General features: G+C 72.2%; 18 protein-coding genes. 8 read left to right on the forward strand and 10 right to left on the reverse strand.

Going from position 1 to position 26,766, the window contains the following annotated elements; all coding sequences use genetic code 11:
- The first annotated feature begins 33 nt into the window (after positions 1 to 33).
- Together ACK1X7_RS05180 and ACK1X7_RS05185 are read left to right on the forward strand one after the other, a co-directional pair.
- Positions 34 to 1,152 carry an NADH:flavin oxidoreductase gene (locus tag ACK1X7_RS05180; RefSeq protein ID WP_390794728.1) on the forward strand — a complete coding sequence of 373 codons (1,119 nt, stop codon included), beginning with the start codon at positions 34 to 36 and terminating at the stop codon, positions 1,150 to 1,152.
- Positions 1,153 to 1,408: 256 nt separating this feature from the next.
- Entirely contained in the window at positions 1,409 to 2,377 is a 969-nt protein-coding gene (locus ACK1X7_RS05185) for a type II CAAX prenyl endopeptidase Rce1 family protein (RefSeq protein ID WP_413114693.1), read from the forward strand.
- Positions 2,378 to 2,406: 29 nt separating this feature from the next.
- On the opposite strand, the gene ACK1X7_RS05190 is transcribed toward ACK1X7_RS05185, so the two are convergent.
- Entirely contained in the window at positions 2,407 to 3,333 is a 927-nt protein-coding gene (locus ACK1X7_RS05190) for an SDR family oxidoreductase (RefSeq protein ID WP_385145568.1), read from the reverse strand.
- 187 nt (positions 3,334 to 3,520) lie between these two features.
- On the opposite strand from ACK1X7_RS05190, the gene ACK1X7_RS05195 reads away from it, so the two are divergent.
- From ACK1X7_RS05195 to ACK1X7_RS05210, 4 genes are all read left to right on the forward strand, one after another.
- On the forward strand, positions 3,521 to 4,456 hold the full coding sequence (locus ACK1X7_RS05195; protein ID WP_390794730.1) for a D-alanyl-D-alanine carboxypeptidase family protein: 936 nt from the start codon (positions 3,521 to 3,523) through the stop codon (positions 4,454 to 4,456).
- A 325-nt stretch (positions 4,457 to 4,781) separates the two neighbouring features.
- On the forward strand, positions 4,782 to 5,744 hold the full coding sequence (locus ACK1X7_RS05200; protein ID WP_385145572.1) for an alpha/beta hydrolase fold domain-containing protein: 963 nt from the start codon (positions 4,782 to 4,784) through the stop codon (positions 5,742 to 5,744).
- A gap of 179 nt (positions 5,745 to 5,923) precedes the next feature.
- A complete protein-coding gene (locus ACK1X7_RS05205; RefSeq protein WP_390794731.1) occupies positions 5,924 to 7,438 on the forward strand; it encodes an LCP family protein in 1,515 nt (504 codons plus the stop codon).
- Between the two features lie 117 nt (positions 7,439 to 7,555).
- The gene (locus ACK1X7_RS05210; RefSeq protein ID WP_211127266.1) at positions 7,556 to 7,822 is read left to right on the forward strand and encodes a GlsB/YeaQ/YmgE family stress response membrane protein; all 267 of its coding nucleotides are present in this window, start codon (positions 7,556 to 7,558) and stop codon (positions 7,820 to 7,822) included.
- Between the two features lie 18 nt (positions 7,823 to 7,840).
- On the opposite strand, the gene ACK1X7_RS05215 is transcribed toward ACK1X7_RS05210, so the two are convergent.
- Positions 7,841 to 8,653 carry a helix-turn-helix transcriptional regulator gene (locus ACK1X7_RS05215; protein WP_398160753.1) on the reverse strand — a complete coding sequence of 271 codons (813 nt, stop codon included), beginning with the start codon at positions 8,651 to 8,653 and terminating at the stop codon, positions 7,841 to 7,843.
- A 71-nt stretch (positions 8,654 to 8,724) separates the two neighbouring features.
- On the opposite strand from ACK1X7_RS05215, the gene ACK1X7_RS05220 reads away from it, so the two are divergent.
- Positions 8,725 to 9,441, forward strand: a complete 717-nt coding sequence (locus tag ACK1X7_RS05220) for an SDR family oxidoreductase (RefSeq protein ID WP_386942798.1) — start codon at positions 8,725 to 8,727, stop codon at positions 9,439 to 9,441.
- Between the two features lie 104 nt (positions 9,442 to 9,545).
- Here ACK1X7_RS05220 and ACK1X7_RS05225 read toward each other — a convergent pair whose 3' ends face one another.
- The 3 genes from ACK1X7_RS05225 to ACK1X7_RS05235 all read right to left on the reverse strand — a co-directional run bounded on the left by ACK1X7_RS05225 (position 9,546) and on the right by ACK1X7_RS05235 (position 13,889).
- Positions 9,546 to 11,162 (reverse strand): MDR family MFS transporter, encoded by a 1,617-nt coding sequence (locus ACK1X7_RS05225; protein WP_385145580.1) that lies wholly within the window; start codon positions 11,160 to 11,162, stop codon positions 9,546 to 9,548.
- A 112-nt stretch (positions 11,163 to 11,274) separates the two neighbouring features.
- The gene (locus ACK1X7_RS05230; RefSeq protein ID WP_385145582.1) at positions 11,275 to 12,489 is read right to left on the reverse strand and encodes a glycosyltransferase; all 1,215 of its coding nucleotides are present in this window, start codon (positions 12,487 to 12,489) and stop codon (positions 11,275 to 11,277) included.
- An 86-nt stretch (positions 12,490 to 12,575) separates the two neighbouring features.
- Complete coding sequence (locus tag ACK1X7_RS05235; protein ID WP_413114694.1) at positions 12,576 to 13,889, reverse strand: UDP-glucose dehydrogenase family protein; 1,314 nt, start codon at positions 13,887 to 13,889, stop codon at positions 12,576 to 12,578.
- 265 nt (positions 13,890 to 14,154) lie between these two features.
- Here ACK1X7_RS05235 and ACK1X7_RS05240 point away from each other — a divergent pair, with 265 nt between their 5' ends.
- The gene (locus ACK1X7_RS05240) at positions 14,155 to 14,784 is read left to right on the forward strand and encodes a TetR/AcrR family transcriptional regulator (RefSeq protein WP_361505403.1); all 630 of its coding nucleotides are present in this window, start codon (positions 14,155 to 14,157) and stop codon (positions 14,782 to 14,784) included.
- A 46-nt stretch (positions 14,785 to 14,830) separates the two neighbouring features.
- On the opposite strand, the gene ACK1X7_RS05245 is transcribed toward ACK1X7_RS05240, so the two are convergent.
- The 5 genes from ACK1X7_RS05245 to ACK1X7_RS05265 form a co-directional block, all read right to left on the reverse strand.
- A complete protein-coding gene (locus tag ACK1X7_RS05245) occupies positions 14,831 to 15,703 on the reverse strand; it encodes a peptidoglycan-binding protein (RefSeq protein WP_413114695.1) in 873 nt (290 codons plus the stop codon).
- Between the two features lie 76 nt (positions 15,704 to 15,779).
- Entirely contained in the window at positions 15,780 to 17,315 is a 1,536-nt protein-coding gene (locus ACK1X7_RS05250) for a DUF6519 domain-containing protein (protein WP_385145586.1), read from the reverse strand.
- 87 nt (positions 17,316 to 17,402) lie between these two features.
- Positions 17,403 to 19,580: a hypothetical protein gene (locus tag ACK1X7_RS05255; RefSeq protein WP_413114696.1), complete on the reverse strand. Its 2,178-nt coding sequence runs from the start codon at positions 19,578 to 19,580 to the stop codon at positions 17,403 to 17,405.
- Positions 19,577 to 23,479, reverse strand: a complete 3,903-nt coding sequence (locus tag ACK1X7_RS05260) for a putative baseplate assembly protein (RefSeq protein WP_413114697.1) — start codon at positions 23,477 to 23,479, stop codon at positions 19,577 to 19,579. Before ACK1X7_RS05260 ends, ACK1X7_RS05255 begins: the two co-directional genes overlap by 4 nt.
- The gene (locus ACK1X7_RS05265; protein WP_413114698.1) at positions 23,476 to 26,679 is read right to left on the reverse strand and encodes a putative baseplate assembly protein; all 3,204 of its coding nucleotides are present in this window, start codon (positions 26,677 to 26,679) and stop codon (positions 23,476 to 23,478) included. Before ACK1X7_RS05265 ends, ACK1X7_RS05260 begins: the two co-directional genes overlap by 4 nt.
- Positions 26,680 to 26,766: the final 87 nt, after the last annotated feature.

Raw genomic sequence — 26,766 nt, forward strand, 5'->3', positions numbered from 1 at the left:
CACCCCGGAACGACACGGCAGGAGCGCAACACGGTGAGCACCCGCGTGGCCACGGCACTGTCCCGCCCGTTCGCACTGGGCTCGGCCAAGCTGCCGAACCGGATCGTCATGGCACCCATGACCCGCGCACAATCCCCCGGCGGCATTCCCGGTGAGAACGTCGCCGCCTACTACGCGCGCCGGGCCGCGGCGGGCACCGGCCTGATCATCACCGAGGGCACCACCGTCGACCACCGGTCCGCCGGTTTTCTCGACGACGTTCCCCGGTTCCACGGCGAGGATCAACTCACCGGATGGCAAAGGGTCGTTGAAGCCGTGCACACCCACGGTGGCGCGATCATGCCCCAGCTCTGGCACGTCGGAATCAAGCGGCCCGCGGGAGCGCCGCCGTTCCCCGACGCCCCGTCCGTGGGACCGTCCGGGATCGCGCTGGACGGCACGTCCGGAGCGGGCGCGACGATGACCCTCGCCGATATCGACGACGTCATCGGCGCCTTCGCCAAGGCCGCGCGGGAGGCCGAGCGGATCGGTTTCGACGGCGTGGAACTGCACGGCGCCCACGGCTATCTCATCGACCAGTTCCTCTGGGAACGCACCAATCGGCGCACCGACGGCTACGGCGGCGACCTGGCCTCGCGCACCACGTTCGCCGCCGACCTGGTGGCCGCCGTCCGGGAACAGGTCGCGCCCGACTTCCCCGTCGTGCTCCGGTTCTCCCAGTGGAAGTCCGATCACTACGACGCCCGGCTCGCCGAAGACCCCAAGGAACTGGAGGCCGTGCTCACCCCGCTGGCGGAGGCCGGGGTCGACGCGTTCCACGCCTCCGGACGCCGCCACTGGCAGGCCGAGTTCCCCGACACGGGATCGGACCTGAACATCGCCGGATGGACGAAGAAGGTCACCGGCAAGCCGGTCATCACCGTCGGCTCGGTCGGCCTGGACACCGTCTTCCAGCCCGGGTCCCTGTCCGGTGCGAACGCGGCCGTGGACACCATCGAGCGGCTCCTCGACCATCTGGAGCGGGACGAGTTCGACCTCGTCGCGGTCGGACGCGCACTGCTCGCCGACCCCGAGTGGGCCGACAAGGTCCTGAACGACCGGATGAGCGAGCTCATCCCGTTCGGCGAGGACTCGGTGGCGTCCCTGCACTGAGCCGGGACCCCGCCCGGGTGAGGCGGCGGGGAGGGAATCGGCACCGGCCGGCACGGGGGAGTCCGGCCGGCGCCGAGCATGGGGTGTGTAGGTAGTTTAACATTTCACCACCGCCCCGCATTCCCGGCGTGGGCTCAGCCCACGGACGCGCGGTACGCCGAAGGATGTATGGGCGGTTTCATCACTGGCTACGAGCTTCGTGGCGAAGTGGGACGTGAGGATGGCTGGAGTCACCGCACTTCCCGGAGGACCTCCCATGACCGAGCCGCACACCGGTACGCCCGCCCCCTCGACCGCCGCCGCCCTGCTCCGGGCGCTGACCGGTGGTCTGGTGATGGCCACGGCACTCGGCGTCGGCACGGCCCTGGGTCCGGTCGGCGCCGACGCCCTTGGCCTCACCGGCTTCGCGGCCCGGGTGCTCCCGGGCGTGCTGGTCACCGCGCTGGCCGTGCCACTCGCACTCCTCCTTTTGAGCCGGGGGCCCCGGTCCCCGGCGTGGCTCGGGTTCGGCGGGGCGGGCCCGAGCCTGCGTGCGCTGCTGACCGGGGTGGGGGTGACGGCGGCCTCGGCCGCCGTCGTTCTCGGCGCGGGTACCGCCGCGGGCATGCTGCGCTGGTCGCGTATCGAGCCCGTCACCCTCGCCGGGTTCATCCTCTCGAACGGGGTGGTCGCCTTCCTGCTCGAAGCCCTGCCGGAGGAGACGACCCTGCGCGGCTACGCCTGGACGTCACTGCGCACACGGTTCGGGGCCACCGTCTCGGCCCTCGCCACGACGGCGGTGTTCCTGCTGGTGCCGGGGGCATCGACCGTGGTCGGGGCCGCCACCGCGCATCTGGTCGGCGGCGATCCGGACCCGATCGGGTTCGCACCGGGCGGGCAGAATCCCGCCGACTACCTGATGCTCCTGACCGTGTTCGGGCTGACGCTCGTGGCGGCCCGGACTGCCCTCGCCCGGGCTCCGCTGTGGGCCGCCATCGGCACCCATCTGACCTTCCTGACCGTCAACCGGATCGCGCTGGAGGGCGACCGGCGCGGCGCGGGCTGGCACGCCGAGCAGACGACACCGGACGCGGTGCTGCTCGTCCCCGGCTATCTGCTGCTGGCCATGGCCGGTTTCGCGGTGTGCCGACGGGTCGCGCGACGGCGTGGCACCGAGCCACGGCATGGCGCCACGCCTCCCCGGGCGGTGGCAGAGCCACTGGAACGCCCGGCGCCACATGCGTGACGCGTTGACCAGCCCTGGCGGGATCGCTGTCAGGTCGCGGTCCAGCTATCGGGCCGCGACCCGTCGGTGTCGGTGAATCCGTACTCCCCGGCAAGCTGGGCGGAACTCACCGACCGCTGGTTCCACCTGGCCCGGTCGGGGTCGGCGGCCAGCGCGGCGACGGCGCGGCCGACGTAACGGGGGGACTCGGAGGACGCGAAACCTCCAGGGGCGGTCGGGCGGCCCTCGCCCCGATCCGGCAGCAAGGCGTCACGCCAGTTGGCCTCGCCGACTCCGTAGGCGTCGAGCATCATCTCCGAGCGCAGCCAGCCCGGTGTGAGGGCGACCGCCGTCGCCCCGTACGGCGCCAGCTCGTGGCCCTGGGAGAAGGCCAGCCGGTTCACCGCGGTCTTCACCAGGTCGTAGAAGACCGAGATGCGATACCGGTCGGCGTTGTACGCGGCGGTGCCGTCGGTCACCTCGACGAGCAGACCACCCGGCGTGCCGATCATCAGCGGCAGCAGGTGGTGCGAGGTGATCAGGTGGGTGTCGAGCCCGAGCCGGAGGATGCGCAGCCCGTCGTCGAGGCTGTGTTCCCAGATCGGGGTGTTCCAGTCGGCGGGCCCGCCCTTGAGCCGCTCGGCGCCCCAGATGTCATTGACCAGGACGTCGATGCCACCGTGAGCGTCGCGGATGCGCCGGGCCAGCCGCCCGACCTGCCCGGAGTCGAGGTGGTCGGTGCGGATGGCGATACCGGTGCCACCGAGCCGGGTGACGAGCTCGGCCGTCTCCTCGATCGTCTCGGGCCGGTCGTAGTCCGACCCGTCCCTGCCCGACACGCTGCTGCGCCCGGTGCAGATGACGGTGGCGCCGGCCTCGCCCAGCGCGGCGGCGATCCCGCGCCCGGCGCCGCGGGTCGCCCCGGCGACGACGGCGACACGTCCGCGCAGTGCGTCGTGATCGAGTGTCCGGCTCACCCGATGAGTGTCGCAGACCGACGGGCGCACGCATCGGACCGCACGACCGTGGCGGATCAACCGCACTGCTGCGTGGAGTAGTTGTGTCCCCGATGCCATCGCTTGGCCGATACCCCGGAGCGTGGACCCGTTTCGCCCGGTGAGACGATGCGCTCGCCCAATCCTCAACAAGCGAAACGGAGGGCGAATGCATAAACGTCGTGGAATCGTGACCCCCCGCTGGAGAGTCGCGGCGGTCGCGTCCACGGTGGCCGTAGCGATCGCGGTTCCGGTGGCGATGGCCCAGGCTTCGGCCGAGCCGCCACCGGAGGTCAGCGCCCAGGGCGCGTACCTGCTCGACACCGGTTCCAACAAGGAGCTGATGGCCAAGGACGCCGACACCAAGCGTCCGATGGCGAGCACCACCAAGATCATGACTGCTCTCGTGGTGCTCGAGACCCGGGGTCTGGACCTCAACCAGCAGGTCACCGTCAAGCAGGAATACCGCGACTATGTCACCAAGTCGGGCGCCAGCACGGCGGACCTTCAGACCGGTGACAAGCTGACCGTCAATCAGTTGCTGTACGCGTTGATGCTGCCGTCCGGCTGTGACGCGGCGATGGCGCTGGCCGACACCTTCGGCACCGGCGACACCACCGCCGAGCGCACCAAGTCCTTCATCTCCAAGATGAACGCGAAGGCGAAGGACCTGGGGCTGGCCAACACCAACTACGACTCCTTCGACGGTGTCTCGGCCGACAGCGACAACTACTCGACGCCCCGTGACCTGGCGCAGGTGACCCGCCACGCCATGGAGAACGCGACGTTCGACACGGTTGTCAAGTCGGTGTCCACCAAGCAGGAGGCACCGGCGGCCAACGGCCGCACCCGGTACTACTCCTGGGACAACACCAACCAGTTGCTGGGTTCGTACCAGGGCGCCATCGGCGTCAAGACCGGGACCACCACCCCCGCCGGACCCTGTCTGGTGTTCGCCGCCAAGCGCGGTGACAAGGAGGTCGTGGGCGTCGTGCTCAACGACGCGGACCGCTACCCGGACGCGAAGAAGATGCTCGACTGGACGTACGACACCACCACCGAGGTGAAGTGGCGCCAGCTTCCCAAGGGCGCCCAGCGGGACTGATCCACAAACCCCGCGAAGGCGACAGCACCGTGCCCCGGCCGGACTCGTTCCGGCCGGGGCACCGGTGCTTGGGCGCCCGCACACTCGGGTTTTCCCTGGAGTACGGGAGCGGAGGCGGGGAAGGCGCTGGTCGGGAGAGCCGAGGGTCAGGGGCGGGCGCACCGATGGGAAGGGGCGCCCGCCCCGAGGGTTCCCGCCGTGCCACGGCCGGCTCACTGTGGCCGCCACTGGGCTTCTGTACCGGCACTCAAGTGCAACACAGCAGTCTTTGAGGACAGTTGGGGTAGCCGCGCCACCGCCCCGCTGTCCTCGAACGGAGTCGACCATGGCCTTCACCCTCGACCCTGAGCTCGCCGCGGTGCTACAGGCCCTCGCCGAGCAGGGTGGCCCCACTCCCCCGCCCGCACGCGACGACTGGCGGACGCTGCGCGCCAGGGGCACGGCCTCGATGCGGTGGCTGGCCTCCCTGCTCCCGGCCTACCCCTCCGGCTTTCCCCTGGTGAAGGCGGGCTCGCACAAGGTGCGGTCCGCGGACGGGGCGGAGATCCTCGTCCGCTGGTACGAGAAGGCCGACTCCGCGCCGGGTTCCGCGGTCGTCTACGCCCATGGCGGAGGGATGATCGCCGGCAGTGTCGACGTCTACGATTCCGTCGTCGCCGGATATGTCCAGGCCACCGGGGTGCCGTTCCTGTCCGTGGACTACCGTCTGGCCCCCGACGCGGCCACCGGCACCGGCCCCGTGGAGGATGTGTTCGCCGCGCTGACCTGGTTGGGCGGCCAGGCGGCCGAACTGAGGGTCGACCCCCGCCGCATCGCCGTCATGGGCGACAGCGCCGGGGGCGGGCTCGCCGCGGGCACGGCGATCCTCGCCCGTGAGCGGGGCGTCCCCCTCGCTCGCCAGGCGCTTCTGTATCCCATGCTGGACGACCGCACGCTCACCCCGGATCCACGGCTGACCCCGTATGTCGCCTGGACCTGGGACGACAACTGGACCGGCTGGCACGCCCTGCTGGGCACGGCGTTCGGCACCGACGCCGTGCCGCCGGAGGCGGCGCCCGCGCGCGTGGCCACCGTCGCGGGCCTGGCACCCGCCTATGTCGAGGTCGGAGAGCTCGACATCTTCCGCGCCGAGGCCGTCACCTACGCACAGCGGCTCGCCGAGGCCGATGTCTCCACCGAACTGCATGTCCACAGCGGGGCCATCCACGAGTACGACCGTCTCGCCCCCGCCTCCCGGCTCGCCCGCCGGGCCATGGAGGACCGCGGGCGGGTGATCTCCGCGCTCTGAGCGCCCCGGGACGCCCCCGCCACGGGCCGCGGCCCGCCATCCGTAACCAGAGCGATCCGCGAGCGATTCCGGCCGTTCGCCGTCTCCCTGGTCCGCTGAACCTCCGCGCACCAACCGCAGAACCTCAAGCCAACATCGTTCGTCTTCTCCTTCGAACAGCCGCCGGACGAAGGACGCGCATGACAGGCAGAGTCGGGCAGACGACGGGGAGCCCTGCCACGGGGTCGGCCGACGCGGGCGGGCAGCGCAAGGGGCGCCGCCCGCTGCGGATCGCTCTGCTGATCGTGGTGTCGTTCCTGGTGCTGCTCGGTGGCGGGGTGGGCTGGATCTACTTCAAGCTGAACGGCAACATCACCACCTTCGGGGCGGACGGCCTCTCGGACAATCGGCCCGAGGGCAACGCCGCCGGTCAGAACGTGCTGGTCATCGGATCGGACACCCGGTCGGGCGACAACAGCAAGCTGGGCGGCGGCACCGGGGACGTGGGCCGTTCGGACACCGCCCTCGTGCTGCATGTCTACTCCGATGGCAAGCACGCGGTCGGGGTGTCGATTCCCCGCGACACCCTGGTCGACATCCCGCCGTGCCGGCTGCCCGACGGCAAATGGACCAGGACGCAGCGGAACACCATGTTCAACTCGGCGTTCTCGGTGGGCGAGACGGCACAGGGCAACCCGGCCTGCACCCAGAACACCGTCGAGAAGCTGACCGGGCTGCGCATGGACCACACCGTCGTCATCGACTTCGAGGGCTTCGCGCGGATGACCTCGGCGGTCGGCGGGGTGCAGGTATGCGTACCCCAGAACGTCTATCAACGCGATCTGAGCCCCAAGCGGAGCACCCGCGGCAAGCGCATCTTCAGCAAGGGGGTGCAGACGGTCTCCGGGCAGAAGGCGCTGGACTACGTCCGCATCCGCCACGGCATCGGTGACGGCTCCGACATCGGGCGCATCCAGCGGCAGCAGGCGTTCATCTCCAGTCTGTTCAAGAAGGTGAAGGGCCAGGGCTTCGACCCGACCACGCTGTATCCGCTGGCGGACGCGGCCACCAAGTCCATGACCGTGGACCCGGGGCTCGGGTCGGCCAAGAAACTGATGTCCTTCGCCATGTCGCTGAAGGACATCGATCTGCACAACACCAAGTTCCTCACCATCCCCTGGCGCTACCAGGGCGAACGGGTGGCCGTGGTCCAGCCCGACGCCGATGCACTGTGGGCCGACATCAGGGCCGACCGCACCATCGACGGGAAGGCGGCCGGCGGGAAGAAGGACGGGCGTCGGGCCCCCGCCACCCCGAGCGCCACGTCCACCGAGGCGGGCAAGGGCATCAGCGTCACCGTGTACAACGGCACCACCACCCCGGGGCTCGCCGCACGCGCCGCGAACACCCTCACCACACATGGTTTCACCGTGGCCGGCGCCACGAACGCCGACAGCCAGGACCACGCCACCACGGTGATCGGCTACGGCCCCGGCGAGCGGGACGAGGCCAAGACCGTGGCGCAGCTCTTCCCCGGCGCCGGACTGCGGCCCGCCACCACCGCGGGCATCAGCCTCACCCTGGGGCAGACGTATCTCACCGCGCCCTCGCCCGGCGCCTCCACACCCGCCACGCCCTCCACGCTGCCCTCGAAGGTGGCCGAGGACGCCCGCTCCGCCGACGACGACCCCTGTTCCAATCTGTCCTATGGCTGACCAGCTTTCTTCACACGCTGTTCAGGCATGGCGCCCGCTCCCCTGGGCATCCGGAAATCAAGCCGCTCACCCCGGCACGGCACAACCGCACCAGAGCACAACAAAGGGGACGACAACGTGGGTATCGTGAGCTGGATCATCCTCGGCCTGCTGGCCGGAGTCATCGCCAAGATTCTTCTCCCCGGGCGTGACCCGGGCGGGCTGGTCGGCACCACGATCATCGGCATCGCGGGGGCCTTCGTGGGCGGCTGGATCTCCGCGCAGTTCTTCGACCGGGAGGTCCAGAAGGAGTTCTTCGACCCCGCCACCTGGGGGGCGGCGATCGGCGGCGCGTTCGTTCTCCTCGTTCTGTACCGCCTGCTGTTCGGCAATTCACGGAACTGACGGCGCGCGGGCCACGCCTCAGGACGCCGCCGCGCCCGCGAGCCGGCGGATCGTACGGGCGGAGGGCGACCCGGGGTCGGCCGTGATCAGGACCACCTCCTGGTCGTCCTCGGGTACCAGCAGGACGTCGCAGTTCAGTTTGAGCGTCCCGGCCGTGGGGTGGTCGATGGTCTTGGTCCGGTGGCCGGGCGCATGGACCGGACGCTCGTCCCAGATCTGCCGGAACTCCCCGCTGCCGGTGCGCAGTTCGCCCAGCAGCGCGGTGAGCGCCGTGTCATGGGGGTAGCGGTCGGCGGCCCGGCGCAGCCGTGCGACCACGATGCGGCCGAACTCCTCGGCGCTGGAGCTTTCGTACGCGTGGCCCCGGTCCAGGAAACGGCGGCGGGCGAGGTTGCCGTGCCGACCGAGGTCATCGCCGAGCAGGGCCTGCGCCAGCGGGTTCCAGGCGACCACGTCGTAGGCCGCGTCGGTGACGATCGCCCCGGTGTCGGGCAGCCGCCGCAGCATCTGGACGATATGCGGGCGGACCCGCCGCACCGCGCGCACGCCCGGGGGCGCGATCGTCCCCGCGAGCCGGAACAGATGGCTGCGCTCGGCGGGCGTAAGCCGCAGCGCCCCCGCCAGCCCGTCCAGGATGCGCGGCGAGGGCCTCGGGCCCCGGGCCTGTTCCAGGCGGGTGTAGTAGTCGACCGACATATGGGCCAGCTCCGCCACCTCCTCCCGCCGCAGACCCGGCGTACGGCGGTGGGGATCGGCGGGCAGACCGATGTCCTGGGGGCGCAGCCCCTCGCGGCGGTCCCGCAGGAAGCGGGCCAGTTCGTGCCTCGCCATGCTGCCTCCTTCGGCTGCCTGGTACAGGTTGTCCCTGGCAGGGTGGCCGTGGCCGGGGAACCCTTGATGTCATGAACAATCGCACAGCACTGGTCACCGGTGCCAACAAGGGCATCGGCAAGGACATCGCACATCAGCTCGCCGCCGAGGGGCTCACCGTGTACGTGGGCTCGCGCGACGCCGAGCGGGGGCGCCGGGCCGTCGAGGAGATCGGCGGCGGCGCCCGGCTGATGGTGCTCGACGTGACCGACCCGGAAAGCATCGCCACGGCCGCCGCGCAACTGGACCGGCTGGACATCCTGGTCAACAACGCGGGCATCATGGTGGACGGCGCCACGGCGCCCGAGGCGGATCTCGATGGCTTCCGCCGGACGTATGAGACCAACGTCTTCGGTGTTCTCGCCGTCACCAACGCCTTTCTTCCGGCCCTGCGCCGCTCGCCCGCGCCCCGGATCGTGAATGTCTCCAGCGGCACCGGTTCGCTGACCTGGAGCGCGGACCCGGAGCATCAGTTCGTCTTCTCCGCCGGATCGGGCGCGGCCTATCGCTCCTCCAAGACGGCCCTGAACGCCCTGACCCTCTACACCGCACAGGCCCTGGCGTCCGAGGGCTTCAAGGTCAACGCACTGGCTCCCGGGCTGCGCAAGACCGATCTGAACGCCCGCGCCGCCGAGAGCGACGGGGATCCGGCCGAGGCCGCGGCGGGCGCGGTCCGGCTCGCCCTTCTGCCGGACACCGGGCCCACCGGCGGATTCTTCTCCTGGGACGGCACTCCGGCGCCCTGGTAGGCCCCGGGTTTCCTACGGGCCGTGCGGTGACGCCCCGCGCGTCGCCCCCCTGTCCGTCCCCGCCCGTCGCCTCGGCGCCCGCCCGCTCTCCGCCGACCGGGTCGTCAGTCGGCGGAGAGCTGGGTGTTCGGCACCCGCCAGGCGGCGATCACGAAGGCGATCAGGCCCACCGCGGCCCCGGTGAGGAACACCACGCGCAGGGCGCTGACATAGCCCTCCAGGAACGGCTGCGCCACGCCCGGATCGAGGTGGCGGAGGAAGGCCGAGTCCTCCAGGTTCACTCCGCCGTCGGGCCGCAGGACGCCCTTCAGAGCCTCCGCGTTCGCCGGTTCCCCGGCCATCCGGCGGAACGACGCGTCCTCGGAGGCCACCGCGAGGCGCTCGCCGATTCGCGAACCGGCCAGGGAGAAGAGGATGGACAGGAAGGCGGCGGCGCCCACCGTGCCGCCGTTGGAGCGGAAGAAGTTCACCGACGCGGTGGCCGCTCCCATGTCCCGCCCGGGCACCTCGGACTGGGCGAGCGTGGTGATCGTCTGCATCGCCGCGCCCAGGCCGACCCCCATGAACACCATGCCGATGGCGACGTACCACAGCGGGCTGTCGTCCCTCAGCGTGGCGAACACCAGCATGGCGACGGTGAGGGAGCCGACGCCCGCCACCAGATGCACCTTGAACCGGCCGGTCCGTGACATCAGCCGGCCCACCACCAGGGTCACGGTCACATTCGCCACCATGGTGGGCAGCGTGGCCAGGCCCGCCTTCATCGGGCTCATGCCCTTGGCGAGCTGGAGATACAGCGGCAGCGTCGTCATGGCGCCGAACATGGTGATGCCCACGGTGAAGTGCAGCACGGTGCCCAGCCGGAACGCGCGGATGCGGAACAGTTTGACCGGCAGCAGCGCGGCGTCCGCCATGCGCCGCTCCAGCAGCACGAAGGAGACCAGCCCGACCACTCCCACCGCGTACATCACCAGCGCCCGGGGAGAGCCCCAGCCCCAGCTCCGCCCCTGTTCGGCGACGATGAGCAGGGGCACGATCCCGACCGCCAGCGTCAGCGCCCCGCCGTAGTCGAGGCGGTGCCGTACCGGCTGGTGGGGCACGTGCAGCACCCGCAGGATCACCACGATGGCGAGGGCCGCCAGCGGGATGTTGACCAGGAAGATCCAGCGCCAGCCGTCCAGCCCCAGCAGCGTGGCGCGTCCGGCGAACACCCCGCCCACCAGGGGGCCGACGACACTGGAACCGGCGAAGACCGCCGTGATGTAGCCCTGGTAGCGGCCGCGCTCCCGTGGCGAGGTGATGTCGGCGATGATCGTCATGGCCAGGGACATCAGTCCGCCACCGCCGAGCCCCTGAACCGCCCGGAAGGCCGCGAGCTGGTGGATGGACGTGGCGAATCCGCACAGCAGCGACCCGAAGGTGAACAGCACGATGGCGGTCAGATAGACCGGCCGGCGGCCGTAGATGTCGGAGAGCTTCCCGTACAGCGGGGTGACGATGGTGCCGGTGACGAGATAGCCGGTGGTCACCCACGCCTGGGCGGTGAGGCCGTGCAGATCGTCGGCGATGGTGCGCAGCGCCGAGGAGACCACGGTCTGGTCGAGCGCGGCGAGGAACATGCCGAGCATCAGCCCGGACAGCACGGTGACGACCTGGCGGTGGGACAGCCGGGCGGGGCTCCGGGGCTCGGTGGGCTCGGTGGTGGTGGATGAGGACGACATACGTACCTGCGAACCTTCTCTGCCGCGCGTTGAGGGCCGGGGAAAGCCGGGGCTCGAAGCCCGGAGCGGGGCTCGAAGCCCGGGCGCGCGGCCCGGGCTCCGGGAGCCGGTGTTATCCGGCGATCTTCTCCAGGTCGGCGACGGCACTGTCGATCTCCGGCAGCGCCAGCATCTCCAGCCGCGCCCGGCGGGCCACGGCGCGGCAGTCGTCGTCGGCCAGCAGCTCACGGCAGACGGTGGTGATGCCGTCCGGCGTGGGGTCGGTGATGTGCCGGCCGAGGCCGAGTTCCTCGACCCGCTGTGCGTTGCCGGGCTGATCGCCGAACTGCGGCAGCACCGCCATCGGTGTCGCGGTGCGCATCGATTCGCGGATGCTGTTGAAGCCGCCGTGGGTGAGGAAGAGGTCCACGGATTCCAGCAGCAGGGGCTGTGGCAGCCGCTCGGTGATGTGCACATGCGGCGGCACCCCGTCGGTGTCCACGGGGATACCGGAGGTGGCGAGGACGACGGTGCACTCCTCCAGCTTCGACAGCCCCTGGATCATGGCGCGCAGCGTGTCCACCGGATCCGGCACCGGCATGGGCGACGCAGGGACGTCCGCCTCCTTGTTGCCGTGGAACATGGGGATCGCGGTGCCGATGGCGGCGAACGCCAGGGGCCGGTCGGTGGGCAGTTCGGCGACCCAGCGCGGCAGCGCGGCGCCACGGTCCACGTCCACCGTCTGCCGGTAGGACCAGGAGGCCGGCAGATGCCGGGCGAAGGAGAAGGCGGGCGGTACGTAGTCGATGCGCCCGTGCGGGATGAGCGACAGCGGGTCCTCGACGGTGGACAGCCTCTGCCGCTTCCGCAGGGTGTTGAGGCCGGGCAGGATTCCGGCCGGGTCGAAGGTGTTGGAGGCCCCGGAGGGGGTGGAGAGCTGCGGTATGCCGAGCGCTTCGGCGATGACGCACGAGGCGAGGTCCATGCCGTCGCGCAGGATGAGGTCGGGGCGGAAGTCGTGTGCCACGGGGAGCAGGGTGTCCAGCAGCATCGTGGCCATCGGGCCGGAGAGGGCCTTGGTCATGAGGCGCAGTATGCGCGCCTGCGGCTCCTCGCCGGCCATCTCCGGCGGAGCGCCCTGGGCGTTCTCCTCGGCCAGGACGGTGCCGAGGTAGGCGGACGGGCTGAAGTCGCCGATGACGCTGGTCACCCGCACCTCCTCCGGTTCGAAGACGAAGGCGAGGGCCGGGGTGGTGACGACCAGCACCTCATGGCCGGCGGCCGCGAGGGACCGGGCCAGGGGAAGCTGGGCCCGGCCGTGGGAGGGGCTGCCGAGCGTGGTGAACATGACCCGCAACGCAGGGGCCTTTCTGTGGGAAGGGTCTCGTACGGCGAGAGGGGGGGTGGTGGGGCGAGAGAGGGCTGGTGGGGCGGTCAGCTCGCCATCGCGGGCGTGCGGCCGATGCCCTCGCAGGTGAGCCCGGCGCGGCGGAGCCGGTCCGGGTCGAGCAGATTGCGGAAGTCGTAGACGTGCGGGGAGCCGAGCAGTCCGGCGATGTGCTCCCAGTCGAGGTCGCGGAACTCCGGCCACTCGGTGAGGACGAGACAGGCGCGCGCTCCCCTCAGGGCCGCTTCGGGGGTGTCGGCGAGGGTGAGCAGATCGCTGAGGTCGGGGCGGGTTTCGGTCAGGGCGGGGTCGTAGGCGTGGAGTTCGGCGCCCCGCTCCTTGAGCAGCCGGGCGATGGCCAGGGCCGGTGAGTCGCGCAGGTCGGAGGTGCCCGCCTTGAAGGCCAGGCCCAGCACAGCCAGTCGTACGCCGTGCAGCGAGCCGTCGACCGGTGTGCACCCGGCCACCACGCGCTCGACGAGCCGCCGCTGGTGCTCGACGTTGGTCTCGATGGTGGCGCCCAGCAGCGGGAAGTCCACGCCCGACTCCTGGCAGATCGTCAGCAGGGCGTGGGTGTCCTTGGGCAGGCAGGAGCCGCCCCAGCCGGGACCCGGCCTGAGGAACGCCGAGCCGATGCGCGGGTCGTGGCCGATGCCCGCGAGCACATCGTCCACATCGGCGCCGAAGTGCTCGCACAGCGTGGCGAGGTTGTTGGCGAAGGAGAGCTTCATGGCCAGGAAGAAGTTGGCGGCGTACTTGGCGAGTTCGGCGCCCGCGGCGTCGGTGAGCACCAGCGGGGCATCCAGTCCGGCGTACAGACCGGCCACCCGCCGTGCCGCGTCCTGGTCCGCGGCGCCGACCACGATGCGGTCGGGGTGGAGGAAGTCGCGCACCGCGTAACCCTCCCGGAGGAACTCCGGGTTGCTCACCACGGCCACGTCCGGACGGTCCAGCAGCGCGGCGACGCGCTCGGCGGTGCCGACGGGCACGGTGGACTTGTTGACCACCACGCTGCCGTGCGGCAGCTCGTCACGGATCTGGTCCGCCACGGCCTCGACGGCGGCCAGGTCGGCGGCGCCGCCGACGCCCATCGGGGTCGGCAGGCACAGGAACACCACATCGGCGTCGGCGACCGCGGCCCGGGTGTCCGGGACGAAGTCCAGCCGACCCAAGTCCAGTCCCTCGCGGACGAGTTCGGGCAGGCGGGGCTCGAGGATGTCGACCTCGCCCCGCCGGAGCCGCTCCACCTTGTGGCGGTCGTTGTCCGCGCACACCACTCGATGGCCGAGAGTGGCCAGACAGGCGCCGGTGGTCAGTCCGACGTATCCGGTGCCCACCACGGCCACGCGTCGTATCTGCACAGGGGTTCACCACTTCTGCTGGGGGTCAGATGCGGGCGCGTGGCAAGGGCCGGCCCGGTGGCCGCCCGTTCGGGAGACGAGCGGGCCGGACACCCTCGTCCGGCCGGGACCGCGCGAGCCGGCGACCAAAGTCACCACGCGTTGACAAAACATAACGCGTTGACCCCGATCTTGGTCAACAATCGATGACAACGGTGGATGACTTCTGGACATGCGAGGCTGAATCGACAGCATGTACGACACGGTCCAGGCGGAGGTACGACAGGTGAATCGGGCAAGCGACCCGCGAGGGTGCGACGATCTTCCCCCGCGGACCCGCAGATATGACGCGGCGGGCACGCGCAGCGCACTGCTGAGGGCCGCCGCGCTGCGTTTCGCCAGGTACGGCTACGACCGCAGCAGCGTGCGCGACATCGCCAAGGACGCGGGGGTGGACGCCGCCCTGGTCTACCGCTATTTCGGCTCAAAGGAGGCGCTGTTCGACGCCGTGTCGACCAGCACCGGGCTGTTCGAGCCGCTGTGCCATCTGCCGCTGGACGAGGTGTCGGCGTGGATCTGCGAAGCGGTCTCGATGGGGCCCACCGAGGAGGAGGCCCCGCATCCGCTGCTGACCAAGCTCCGCTCCTCCAGCCGGGAGGAGACCGTGGGGAGGCTGCGCGAGGAGGTCACCGAGGTGTTCTCGCAAGGATTCGCGCGGCGTCTGGAGGGCGAGGACGCCGAGCTGCGGGCCGAGTTGCTGGCCGCGTGGCTGATGGGCATCACCCTGCTGCGGCTGGCCATCCGCTCACCGGCGCTGGCCGCCACACCGGACGACACCCTGCTGCGCTTCCTGCGGGCCGGTATCGATCCGCTGCTGGACGCGGACTGCCCCGGGCGCGGAGGCGAGGACCGCTGACCCTCTCCTCGCTCCGCCCCCGGGGCAGGGGAAACCTGCGCCGTGGCTAGACGTTCGGCACGCGCAGCTTGTCCCAGCTCGTCTTGCCGGGGGTGCCGTCCGCGTCATCGCCGGAGTAGCCCAGTTTGCGCTGCCAGGCCGCGTAGGACTTGCGGTCCGCCTCGGTCCACTCGGGGCTCGGGCCCTCCTCGTAGCGTCCGCAGCCCTCGGCCACCAGCCGCTTGCCCATCACCGTGATGATCTTGCTGTCGCGGCCGGTGCGGAAGAAGTCGGCGCCCGGGAACGGCTCATAGGTCGCGGGCGGCTTGGGGGCCGGGCCGTCTGGCTTGGCGTCGAGCCGCCCCGCGATGCGGCCGCGCATGGAGTCCATCGTGAAACCACGCGGGTCGACCTTGCCCGGCTGCCACTCCAGATGGCCGATCACCGACCGCTGGGTCCAGCCGTGGGCGCGGCAGATGGCCGCCGACACCTTCTCGATCGCCAGCTTCTGCGCCTCCGGCCAGGGGTCCTCGCCATCGCCGAGGTTGATGCACTCGAAGCCGTAGAAGTGGCGGTTGCCATCGGTGTCGGCCTCGTTGTCGGGCGGCAGTGTGGATTCGTCGACAACGGCTCTGAGCACATCGCTGTCGCCCAGACCCGCGTGGTTGGCGCGGCCGTGGCCGACCATATGGACCGCGCCGGCCTTGTCGATGACGCCGTGGCACAGCGGCCCCGGCAGCGCGGAGTGTCCGTCGTAGCACAGCGCCACGGAGGAGTCCGTGCCCTTGGTGACGGTGTGATGGATCATCACCCCGTTGACCGGGCCCCAGGGGCCCTTGGAGTTGCGGTTGTGAGTGCGCCAGTCGCGGTACTCATGAACTTCCAGTCCCTCGTCGCGAAGCGCCTTGAGCAGACGGTCGGCGGTGAGCGGCGTGGCCATGGATATGCTCCTTAAAGATTCGGCATGGTGATGTACGGATGCCACGGTCACAGAACTCAATCGGCTCCGGACGGGCCTACGCTTCGCGCTCGGTGTCCTCCCCGGCCCTGGTCTCCGCCTCCGCCTCGGCCTCCGCCGCGAGCGCCCGCGCGTCCGCGGCCGGGGCGGGCGTGGCCAGCGGCCCGAACACCATCCGCAGATCCAGCTCCGCCTGCTCGGCCGTCACCCACGCCAGCGGCGCGTAGTGCACCTGGATCCCGGCCGGGGCCTGGAGCACCGGGGTGCGCGCCGCGTTCACCGGCCACTCCACGGTGCCGGTGGCGGTACGGGCCGGGATCAGCCAGTGGTCCCCGGAGCGGTAGACGCCATCGGCGGCGAAGTACACCTCGACACCGTCCTCCAGCGGCAGCCAGCGGCCCTCCTCGACCTTGAGCGCACCGCGCCTCTGCCGTGCCGCCGCGCCCTTGCGCGGGCGCCGGGCGCTCTCCCGGTGGTCCCAGCGGCGCAGGAAGGGCCGCAGCTCCGGGCGGCGGCCGACGCCCGGCTCCGGCTCACCGGACAGCCGCACCCGCCGCCCCGGCAGGTCGACCTCCTCCACCCGCAGCAGCGGCAGCGGTTCACCCCGGCTGGTGTAGGCCGTGTCCACGAACTCCACCAGGTCCCCGACGCCCAGATCCAGCTTGTCGTCACCGCCAAGCGACGCCAACTCCACCCAGGTGCCGTCGAGTTCATCGACCGGGAAGACCACCGAGCCGTTCTCCCGGGACCATTTGAAGGTCGCCTCCTTCGCCGTACCGCCCTCGTGGATCTCCACCCGGTAGAGCTGGTTCTCCGGCCCCCGGTAGCGGGCGTCCGGCCGCACCAGGCAGGGGTCCTCATCCGCGTGTTCCGGCCGCTCGCCACGGGCCGCCAGCCGGGACCCGGGCGCCGACGCCTTCCGCGCCCACGCCTCGAACGCCTTGCCGACCTGGTCCTTGTCCGCCCCTTCCGGGTTCTCCAGCTCCAGGGCCGAGCCTTCCAGCGGCAGCACCTGCCAGACCACCTTGACCCGCGCCGCGGTGTCCGGCATCGCCGAGCCGAGGGCCACCTCGCGCAGCGCCGGGTCCTCGGCCGCGGTGACCGACCGCTCCCACACCTTGAGGCAGACCAGGAACGGCCGCTGCTCCGGCAGCCGGTCGCCCGGCCGCTCCGGGTCCCGGTAGGCGTCGGGCTGGTCCCAGTAGGTCCAGGTGGCGGGCGGCTCTTCCGGCTCGGGCGCATCGGCCTCGCCCTCCTTGCCGGTGGCCCCGTCCGTCGCCTCGTCGTCGACCGGCACACCGGGCAGCGGCCGGGTCGCGTCGCACAGGATGCCGTCGACGTAGTAGCGGCCGCCCTCGATGATCAAGTCGTCCAGATCGCGGCTGCCACCCTTGAAGGTGATGTGGAAACCGGCGTCCGCGGCCGGGCCGCCGTGCTGCCCGATCAGGTCGGCGGCCAGCGTACGGGCCTGGTGGAGCTGGATCGCGGTCTGCTCGTTGGCGTCGGCGTCGAGCTGTACGCGGCCCTGCTGGGCGACGACGGCGGAGTAGCGCCGGTCGGGCCGGAAGGTGAGACGGGAGAGATCGGCGTGCATGGAAGGGGTCCCCCTCGGAAGGTTCGGAAGTCTGGCGGGCGCGGGCTCGGGCCCGGACGAGCGGGCCGGGGTCGGGGTCACGTCGGGTCAGGTCACGGCGATGACTCCCGCGTCCGTGCCCGCCGGGGCGTACTCCGCGAGCCGCGCCCGCAGGCTGTCCTCGCGCTGCGGCTGGTACAGGTCGTGGAAGGCGCCCATCTCGGCGCCGTCCTCGGCGCCCCGGCGGATCTCCTCCGCGCATCCGGCCGCCAACTGCCCGTACACCGGGGTGCCGTACCGCTCGCCGCTGAACAGCGGCCGCACCCGCCACGCCTCTTCGGCCCCCACCAGGTCCGGCCGGCAGCGGTAGCGGCGCGGGGTGCGCGAGCCCGGTGGCACATAGCTGAACCGCAGACATCCGACGCCGCGCCGGGCCACGTGCATCCGCCCGGTGAAGATGCTGTTCTCGCCGATCTGGACGGCGTGGGTGTGCACTTCGCCGATGACGGTGGTGCGGTGGGCGTGCAGTACGGCGTGGGCGTGGCGGCAGTCCGGGGCGGACAGCGCCGGGCGGTCGTGTCCGGTGGCGTCCAGGATGGAGTCGCGGATATGGAGGGCGAGCGGATCGGTGTGCACCTCCTCGCCGATGACCTCGATGGTGCCGAGGATGCTGCGCTCGATCTGGACGCATGCGGTGGTGCGCTCCAGGACCAGGCTGGGTTCGTCGGGCGAGCGGGGTTCGCACTCCGGCTCCAGGGACCAGCCGGGGACGAGGGTGCAGTGGCGCAGCACGACGGCGCCGACCGGCCCGGTGACGTTCAGGCCGCGCCCCGCGATCAGCAGCCCGTCCAGCACGATGCGCGGCGCCTGGCCACCGGTGTGCTCCGGTTCCTCCCGCGCCCGGATGTTGAGCGCGTCGGGGCGGTTGCTGTACCAGTCCAGCAGCCGGATCACCGGCCGGGTGCCCTCGGCGGCGCGCAGTTCGAGGCGGTCGCCCGGATCCAGGTCGAAGTCGAGCTGCTCCTGGTAGGCGCCGCTGTGGGTGATTTCGATGATGCCCTCGGGGCCGCACCGCCCGCCCCGCCGGTCGTGCTGCCACTGCCGGTAGGCGTCCATGATCCGCTGATGGGCGCAGCCCGGCCCGACCCGGTAGACCTCCGCGGCCGGGGAGGTCTCGCGGTCGTCCCGCTCGTACTCCCCGCCGCCCATGTCGTCGGCGTACGCGTAGTGGTAGGTGACCCAGACGCCGTGGCGCGGCGCCGCGCGCGAGCCGAAGGCGATCCGGCCGCGCTCGGGGTCGATGACCACCTGGCCGCGCTTGGCCCGGTAGCGCCAGTCCGTCAGATCGGCCACCACGATGTCCGACGGCGGCACGGGCTCGTCGTGGCCGTCGCGCCAGATGGTGAAGCTCTTGCCGGGTCCGTAATAGTCGAGGAGATGGTCCGCGAGCTGCCGGCGGCCGATGTACGCGGGCACATTGTCGAGGGCGGAGATGTGCGCGGCGGACGGCTCGGGTTCGGGCCGGGTCACCAGCGGGGTGTCATTGCCGAGGATCGAGAAGGTGTAGAGGTTGCGGGCCCGGTCGATGCAGTACGCGGGCGCCTTGGTCACGCGGTACGGCTTCAGCCGCCAGACGAACAGCCCGACCCCGGCCGGGGTGTGGCCGCCCTGCCTGCGGCGGGAGCCCGCGCGCCGTACGTCCACCGAGCGCGCCACCGTCCCGAACGGCCCGCCCGCCAGGTCGAGCGCCGCCCCGTCGCGCAGATCGGCGAGCCGGCCCCGGGAGAGCCTGCGCAGGTCCGCCGCCGCGCCGCCCGTCCCGCCGTACAGCTTGACCGGCTGCTGGTGTGCGGTGAGCCGGGAGAACTCCACGGCGCGGGCGGGCCAACCGGCCACCGACGCGGAGAGCTCCTCCAGCAGCGCGAGCGTGCCCTTGCGCCGCCGGTTGGCCACGGTGGCGGCGACATCGCGGCGCGGCGCCAGTGCCTCGGCCAGCCGCGCCCGGGACGCGTCCGGCGGCCCGCCGTCGCGCAGTCCGGTGGCCAGGACCCGTTCGTAGCCGGGCAGCGGGCGGTAGCCGACCAGATCGCCGAGGTAGGGCAGCACCCATGCGGTGGCGGTCTCCACGAACCAGTCGTCATAACTCCGCTCGGCCCCGTCGCGTACCCGATCGACCTGCTCGGCGATCACGGCGAGCAGGGCGCGCAGGGGCTCGCCAGCCTCGGCGTCCCTGAGGCGATGCCACTGCGGCAGCAGCTCGGCGAGCCCGTCCGGCTCCCTGCTCATGAGGTGACCTCCGTAAGGATCAGCGTGTCCGGGACATCGGGTGACAGCAGCGCGAGCCGCGCCGGGCGGATGCCACGGAAGACGCACACCGAGCGGCCCCTGACGAGCCGGCGGGTGTCGGTGATGTCGGGGTTGAGGCGCAGCAGTTCGGCGAGCGGGATGCCGTGGTGTGCGGCGATGTCGGTGAGCGTCTCGCCATCGGTGGCGGTGACCCGGTAGGTGTCCTCGGCGTACTCGGCGGGCCGGGCGGGGACGACCGTGCTGGGCTCGGTGAGCCGGCCTGCCAGCTCGGCCAGCTCCCGCGGGGTGCTGGAGGCCGGGACACCGGTGAAGGCGTCCACGTCCACATAGTCCACACCGGGCACCGACTGGGCGGTGGCCAGGACCTCGGAGAGCACGGCGGGCTGCCCCAACTCGCGCCCGGGATAGCCAAGTTGACGCAGCAGGGCCTGACGCAGCCGGGGTTCGACCAGCTCCCAGGAGTGGTCCGGCGCCACCTTCACCCGCGCCACCAGCACCAGCAGCACCAGCTCGCGCACATCCACCCGGACCGGCAGCCGGGTGTCCCCGTAGGCGGCCAGCGAGGTGCGCAGGGCGCGCAGCACCTCCGCGTCCTCGCCGAGCGGCGCGTCGTCCACCCCGGCCACGGTGACATGAAGCACCTTGCGCCGCCCGTCGAACAGTTCGCGGGCCAGGGCCCGGCCGATGCCCGCGCGGGATCGGGCGAAGTCCTCGTAGTCCTGGAGGGAGACCAGCCGGTCGAGCGCGGAGACCGCGAGCGGGATGGTGCGCCGGGTCATCCCCGGGCCGTCGCCGTCCGCGCCACCGGTGGCGGGCTGCGGATTGGTGACGGCGGTGACGCCCAGCGGCCGGGTCAGGGCCTGGGTGACGCGGTCCGCGGGAACGTTGGCGGCCTTGCCGGTGCCGAAGCGGTAGCGGGCCCGTACGTTCTCGTGGCCGCTGGGCAGGCGGGCCCCGTGCACCCCGTCGCCGAAGGTCACCGTGGTCCGCCCGTCGCCGGTGGTCCCTGTGACGTAGACGCGCTCGTACGGTCCGCGGCCGGCGAGGCTGTCCACCCGGTGCCACAGCAGCCCGTCGACGCGTATGTCGAGGGCGGGGGTGGCGCCCAGCGGGTTGTCCGCGGGGAGCCAGGTCAGTGGCGACTGCCACAGCGCGAAGGTCTGGTTGGCCAGGGCGGGGTCACCGCTGCCGATGGGCTCGTCACGGCTCTCGCCATGGGTGGCGGGCACCACGTTGCCCTGGACTCGGACCGTCTCCCGGCGGTAGCGGTAGGCCAGCTCGGCGGTGAGGGTGAGGGTGGTGTGGACGTGGTCGCCGGGCAGTTCGGGGTCGACGCGCTGGTCCACGGCGGCGATCACCGCCAGCTCCGTGCCCCGGACCCCGGTCGGGCCGCCCGGCCCGGCCGGGCCCGGGATGTCGGTGCGCTCGCCGGAGACGACGATCCGGCGGCCCGGACGCAGCCCGTCGTACAGCTCGGCCAGCTCGATCTCGTTGCCGTGCACATCCTCGCCCAGCGGCTCGTCCGCCGGGCGCAGCGGCTCACCGCCCGCGTGCACGGTGGTGTCGCGGATCGCCGAGAGCAGCACATCGTGTTCGTCGAGCCACGGGTCGGCGAGCGTGAGCTGGGTGCCGCGGCCGGTGATGCCGTAGTTGGTGTACGCGGCGGTGCGCACGGCGACGACACGGGTGGTCACGAAGGCGAGGTTCTTGTCGCCCGGGATGCCGTCCGGCTCGCCGGAGCCCTTGCGGGGGCGCTCGATGGCCACCCAGCTTCCGACGGTGACGGAATTCTGGACCGAATCCAGCGGCAGCACATAGCGGTTGGCGGGCTCCGGCACGGTGGCGATGCCGATCTCGACGGCCGGGGGCTCGCTGCCGGGGGTGAACCGCAGCGTCAGTTCGTAGCTCCCGTAGGTGATCTGCTTCGGGGGTTCGCCACGGCTCAGCATCCACTGCTGGGTCTCCCCGTTGTCCACGACCACATGCACCCGGCCGTCCTCGGCGGGCCGGGACACGAACAGGGTGAGCGGGGGCAGTCCGGGCAGCAGGGTGGCGGTGACACCGGGCTCCTGCGAGTCGGTGGGACGGCTCCTGAGCCAGCCCAGGTCGTGGTCCTGGCCGAGGCGGGTGGAGAGTTGGACCTTTCCGGGGCCGAGGTCGAACTCGGCGCTCTGCGGCAGGTTCTCGGTGCGCTGCCACGACGTCCCGGTCTCGATGTGCTGGAACTCCGCCTTCACCGGCACCTTGCCCGCCGTGTCGTACACGATCCGTACGGCGGTCAGCTCACCGCCGGTCAGCGGCCAGTCGGTCTGCCGGATGACCCGGCCCCGGTCGTCCTGCACCGGCTTGAGCGGCGCCATCGCCCCGAAGGGCGCGGCCGTCACCCGCATCGCCAGCAGCTCACGCAGCAGCGGGACGGTCCCCGGCGGGGCGGTGGCGGCCGGGGCGGCGCGCCGCCACGCCGCGTACATCCCGCTCGCCACCCTCGGGTCGAGGGCGGCGAGCAGCCCGGCGGCCAGGTCGGAGCCCGGCCCGAAGAGCCGCCGCGGATCGTGCGCCGCCGTGGAGCGGGCGCCGGAGGGGGGCCGTACGACGCGGGTGCGCAGGGCGGGGAGGACGGCGCCGAGCGCGCGTACGGCGGCGGAGCCGTGGGCGGCGGTGAAGGTCTTGGCGCCGAAGCCGTGGTCGGTCGCGGGCCGGTCCTCGGCGAGCTGCGACCTCAGCCGTACCTCGCCGCCAGGACCGGAAGAGTCCAACTCCAAGGCATGCTCCCGCAGTTGGCCGATCACCGCCTCCAGCCGCTCGAACCAGGCGGCGACCTCCTCGTACGGGGTGGCCAGCACCTGCGCCTCCGCCAGCCGGTCATGCGGTTCGGCGAGCCGCCGGGCGAGCTGCGCGGGGGTGGTGATCCCGTCCAGGTCGGCTCGCAACGGCGCCAGCACCTGCGTGTCGAACTCCTCGATCAGCCGGCTGACGGGACGCGGATTGGGGTGGTCCGGCGCGGGCTCGGCGTCCCCCCGGTCGTCCGGGTCCTCGCCCGCCTCCGGGTCGGTGATCCACCGGCGGGCCTCGTCCACCAGCTCCTTGAGGGACGGCGGGGCGGACTCCGGCAGCCCGATCGCCGTCACGTCCTCCTCGCGGTCGACGCTCACGCGCGCCACGGGCAGCAACAACCTCCGGCCGCCACTGCCGGACTCGGCCGTCCCACCGAAGACGAAGAGCAGCTTGTCGCCGACGGTCAGCCCGAGCGAGGTCCCCGAGACCAGCAGTTCCGACCGGCGCCGCAGGTCGTCGGGGCCGATCAGGGCCGGTCGGCGGCGGCGCACCGCCAGTTCGTTCCAGGCCCAGCGGGCGGCCAGGTCCTCGCTCGTCTCGAAGGTTTGCGACTCCTCGTCGGAGGCCGCCGGGACGCTGTGGCTGATGGCGCCGCGCGGAATCGTCACCACCACGTCCTCGGCGCGCGGATCCCGGTCCAGGGTGTACGCGAGATGGGTGTCGGCGGCCACGCCAGGCCGTGGCACATGTCCGACCAGCCGCCCCAGGAGGGCGAGCGAGCGGTGGTCGTGGGCGGTGCGCAGATAGCCCTCGTCGGCGATCCGCTCGGAGTGGAAGGTCAGCAGGTCGCCCAGGACCGCCCAGGCGTCCAGCAGCCCGATGGCCGGGTCGTCCGGGGTGCGCACGGTCAGGCCGCGCAGCGCGGGGTAGGCGGGCGAGGCGAGCCGGTCGAGCATGGCGGCCAGGAAGGAGCCGTAGTCGCCGACGCGATAGTCCAGGGCGGTGCGGCCGGGCGGGTTATGCGGGGCGCCGGGGGCCCGGCGCTCGTCGTGGCCGCCGCAACCGCAGCCGGCGGAGTTGACGTGGTCGGGGTGGTCGCTCATCGGGCCCCCTTCAGCTCGATGACCAGGCGGCCGTTCTCGGGCCGGTCGGGGTCGTTGTCGCATTGGGCGATCTCCAGGGGGCCGAGGCGCAGGATGCCGTCCTCCAGCGCCTCGCCGTGCGATGTCTCGTACGAGGTGCCGTCAGCGGGCCCCTTCGGGCCCTCCAGCCCCTCGTGCCACAGCCGTCGCAGCCGGGTGACCTCGACGCTCAGTACGCCCGGCACCGCCGCGGCGACGGCCACCAGCCGGCTGAGCCGCACCGGCTCGCCGAACGTCAGGGCGTCGGGGTGGAAGAAGCCGAGCCGCCCGCCGGCGTACCGGCGGCCGCCCAGCGCCCGGTACAGCTCGGCGAGAATCTGCCCGTGCTGATGCCCGGGCGCGGCGCACACCGCGAGCGCGATGTCCAACGGCACGGCGCGGGCCGGGCCGACCACCAGATCGTGGCCGATCCGGCGGTAGCCCTCCAGGGCGTGCGCGACCGAGTCGAGGAGGTCGGGGGGCGGTTCCCCGGTGCCGTAGGCGTCGATGGCGATATGCGCCTCCTGCACACTGCCGGTCCAGCGGATCTCCGCCGCCGCGCGCTGCACACCGGGCAGCCCGGAGGCGAGCGCCGCGTAGTCCTCGGCGGTGATGGCGCGGTGCCGGGTGCGCTTCAGGTCGAGCGGGGCGAGCTGGCGGACCTGTTCGACCGGTTCGGGCTCGGTGCCGCCGACGGCGGGCAGCGGATTGCGCACCCCGGCCACGGGCATGGGCCGGCCGGTGGTGGCTTTCCCCTGCGATTCCGGATCCCGGCACAGCACCAGGTGGTTGATGGCCTCGGGGCCGACGTTGCCCGCCGTGCCGCCGCCGACCCGGTAGTGGACCGCGAGCCGCGCCCCGGGCCTCGGCTCGGCGCCGTACCGGCCGTCGCCGAAGCGCAGCGCGATGCGGCCGTCGTCCTCCAGCTCCCCGACGAAGTGGCGGTCCCGGGGGCGGGAGCCCAGCAGATCGCGGCGCGGTGTCCAGGTCTCGCCGTCGGCCTCGATCCGTACGGCGGGGAGCGCGGCCCGTGGATCCGGGACGAGGGTGGCGGCCGGCCCGTGCAGCACCGGGTCCTCGGGGCGCAGCCCGGCGGCGTACGCCCGGCCCCAACTGTGCGCGATCTCCCAGGCTATGCGCCCGTCCAGGACGGTGCCCGCCCGAGCCCTGGCGGTCAGTGCGCGAAGCCGCCTCAGCTTGGTGTCGAGCAGCCGGTCGCAGCGGTGCAGCAGTTCGCGCAGCGCGCGGACGGGATGGCGGGCCAGTTGGAGGCGGTCCAGCACGCGCAGCCCGAACAGGACGGTGAGCTCGGCGATCTCCTCGTCCGAGAGCCCGTCGCGGTCGCGGGCGCTGCGCCACAGCTCGGTGAGCCGCTGCCGTACCCGCCCCGGGATGGCGGCCAGGTGCTCGGCCTGTCCGGCGGCGATATGGCGCGGATCGGGGAAGGGCACGGCCTGGGTGACGGGCGCCTGGTGCAGTACGGGCCGCAAGCGCGGCACGATCCCCGGGTAGACGGACTGGGCCAGAAGTGTCCGCAGGGCCTCGGCCTGGGCGTACGCGGTGCCGGGCACCACCTTCTCGCGCCGCTGCCCGGCCGACTCCAGACCGATCCCGGCGCGGCCGGTCGCCTCGAGGCCGACGGTGGTGAACAGCTCCCGTACGTCGTCGGCGGTCAGTGGCCGCCCGTGGCGGGTCCGGTCCAGCAGGGAGTCGATGAGCCGTGCGGGCGCGTTCCCGGCGTCCTGGTCGAAGCAGCCGAAGGCGGGGGGTTCGCAGGAGCCGACGACGGCGGGGACGGGCGGCGCGGTGAAGGTCTCCGGTGTGCCGCAGCAGAAGGTCAGCGAGCGCCCGTGGTCGACGAGCACCACATTGCCACGTGCCACGCTGACGTCCTCGATGGGCGCGCAGTCGGTACCGCCCCGGGTGGCCAGGCACAGCGGGAAGGCCAGCGCGTCCTCCCGCGCCCAGGTGACCTCCAGCACCGGCTGTTCGGCGAGCCGGTCCACAGCGGGGGTGACGGAGGTGAGGCGCACGGCCTGCCGGTGCGACGGGTCGGCGTCGCCGGGCGTTCCGGAGCGTGGCCCCCGCACCTCCTCGAAGAGCAGCAGATCGCCCGGGCGCAGGTCGATCGTGCGGGTCGCGCACTCCTCGTCGGCCCACGCGTCGCGCAGCGTGGCGGAGGTGGCGCCCGCGGGCAGCGAGCAGACCTCACCGCCCCAGGTCCACAGGCGGATGCGGTGGTGTTCCGGCCGCAGATGGAGGGGCTGATCGGTGACGACGGGCTCGAACACCTCCACCGACCCGCGCTCGTCGAGCACGGCCAGCTCCCGGTCGTCCAGCACCGCCCCGATGTCCGGCCGGTCCAGCGGGCCGAGCGCACGGACGTCGATGGCGGCGAAGCGGTACTCCCCCGGGTCCAGGGTCAGCGGCTCGACCGTCTCCACGGTGACGAAGGCGCGGGCGTTGCAGCCGTCGTGCATCGCGTAGTCGATGAGCCGTACGTGGCGGCGTACGGACACCCGGCGGCGGGCGGTGTCCAGATACGCCTCGGTGGCGACCGCGTCCTGCTGATAGCTGATCTGGTCGGCGGTGTAGGCGAGCAGCTCGACCAGCGTGGTGCCGAGATCGGCGGCGTTGCGCTCGACCCAGTCGGGGGTGGTGAGCCGGAGCCGGTCCAGGACGACCTGGCGGAGGGTGTCGTAGTCGCGTGCGGTGTAGTCGATGACGGGGGCGGGCGCGGTCCGGAAGGTGGCCGGGAGGTCGTCGCCCTCTTCCGCGCAGTCGAAGGGGGTGGGGCAGTCGGGCCGGAAGGTGAACTCGGCCGAGAAATACCGCTGGTCGAAGCCGGGGAGGGGCTCGGTGCCGGGCCGCCCGTAGGGATCGGTGTCCACGATGGAGAGCCGGTAGGCGGAGGTGTCCCCGGCCCGGTCGACGGTGACGTACAGCTTGTCGTCGAGCTCCGGGTCCTCCTCGCGCTCGACGGCGATCTCGAGGACCTCGATGCCGGTGATCCGGCGGCCACCGTCGATGCGCACGTTCTCCGGGCACAGGCCGTGCGGGGCCTTGCCGAGGAAGGTGACGGTGAGGGTGGTGCCGTCGTCGCCGACCTCGACGGCGTCCACCCCGTTGAGGTCGGCGGCCCTGATGCGATCGCGCCGTGACGCGGTGGTCGGGTGACTCACGCCCCTCCCTCCCGCTCAGTCCTGGCGCGCTTCCCTGCGCGGGCTTCCTTCGTCACTGCTCGCTCCTTCGTCGCTGCGCGGCTCCTC

The organism is Streptomyces sp. CY-1, assembly GCF_047218265.1.
Lineage (GTDB): Bacteria > Actinomycetota > Actinomycetes > Streptomycetales > Streptomycetaceae > Streptomyces > Streptomyces niphimycinicus.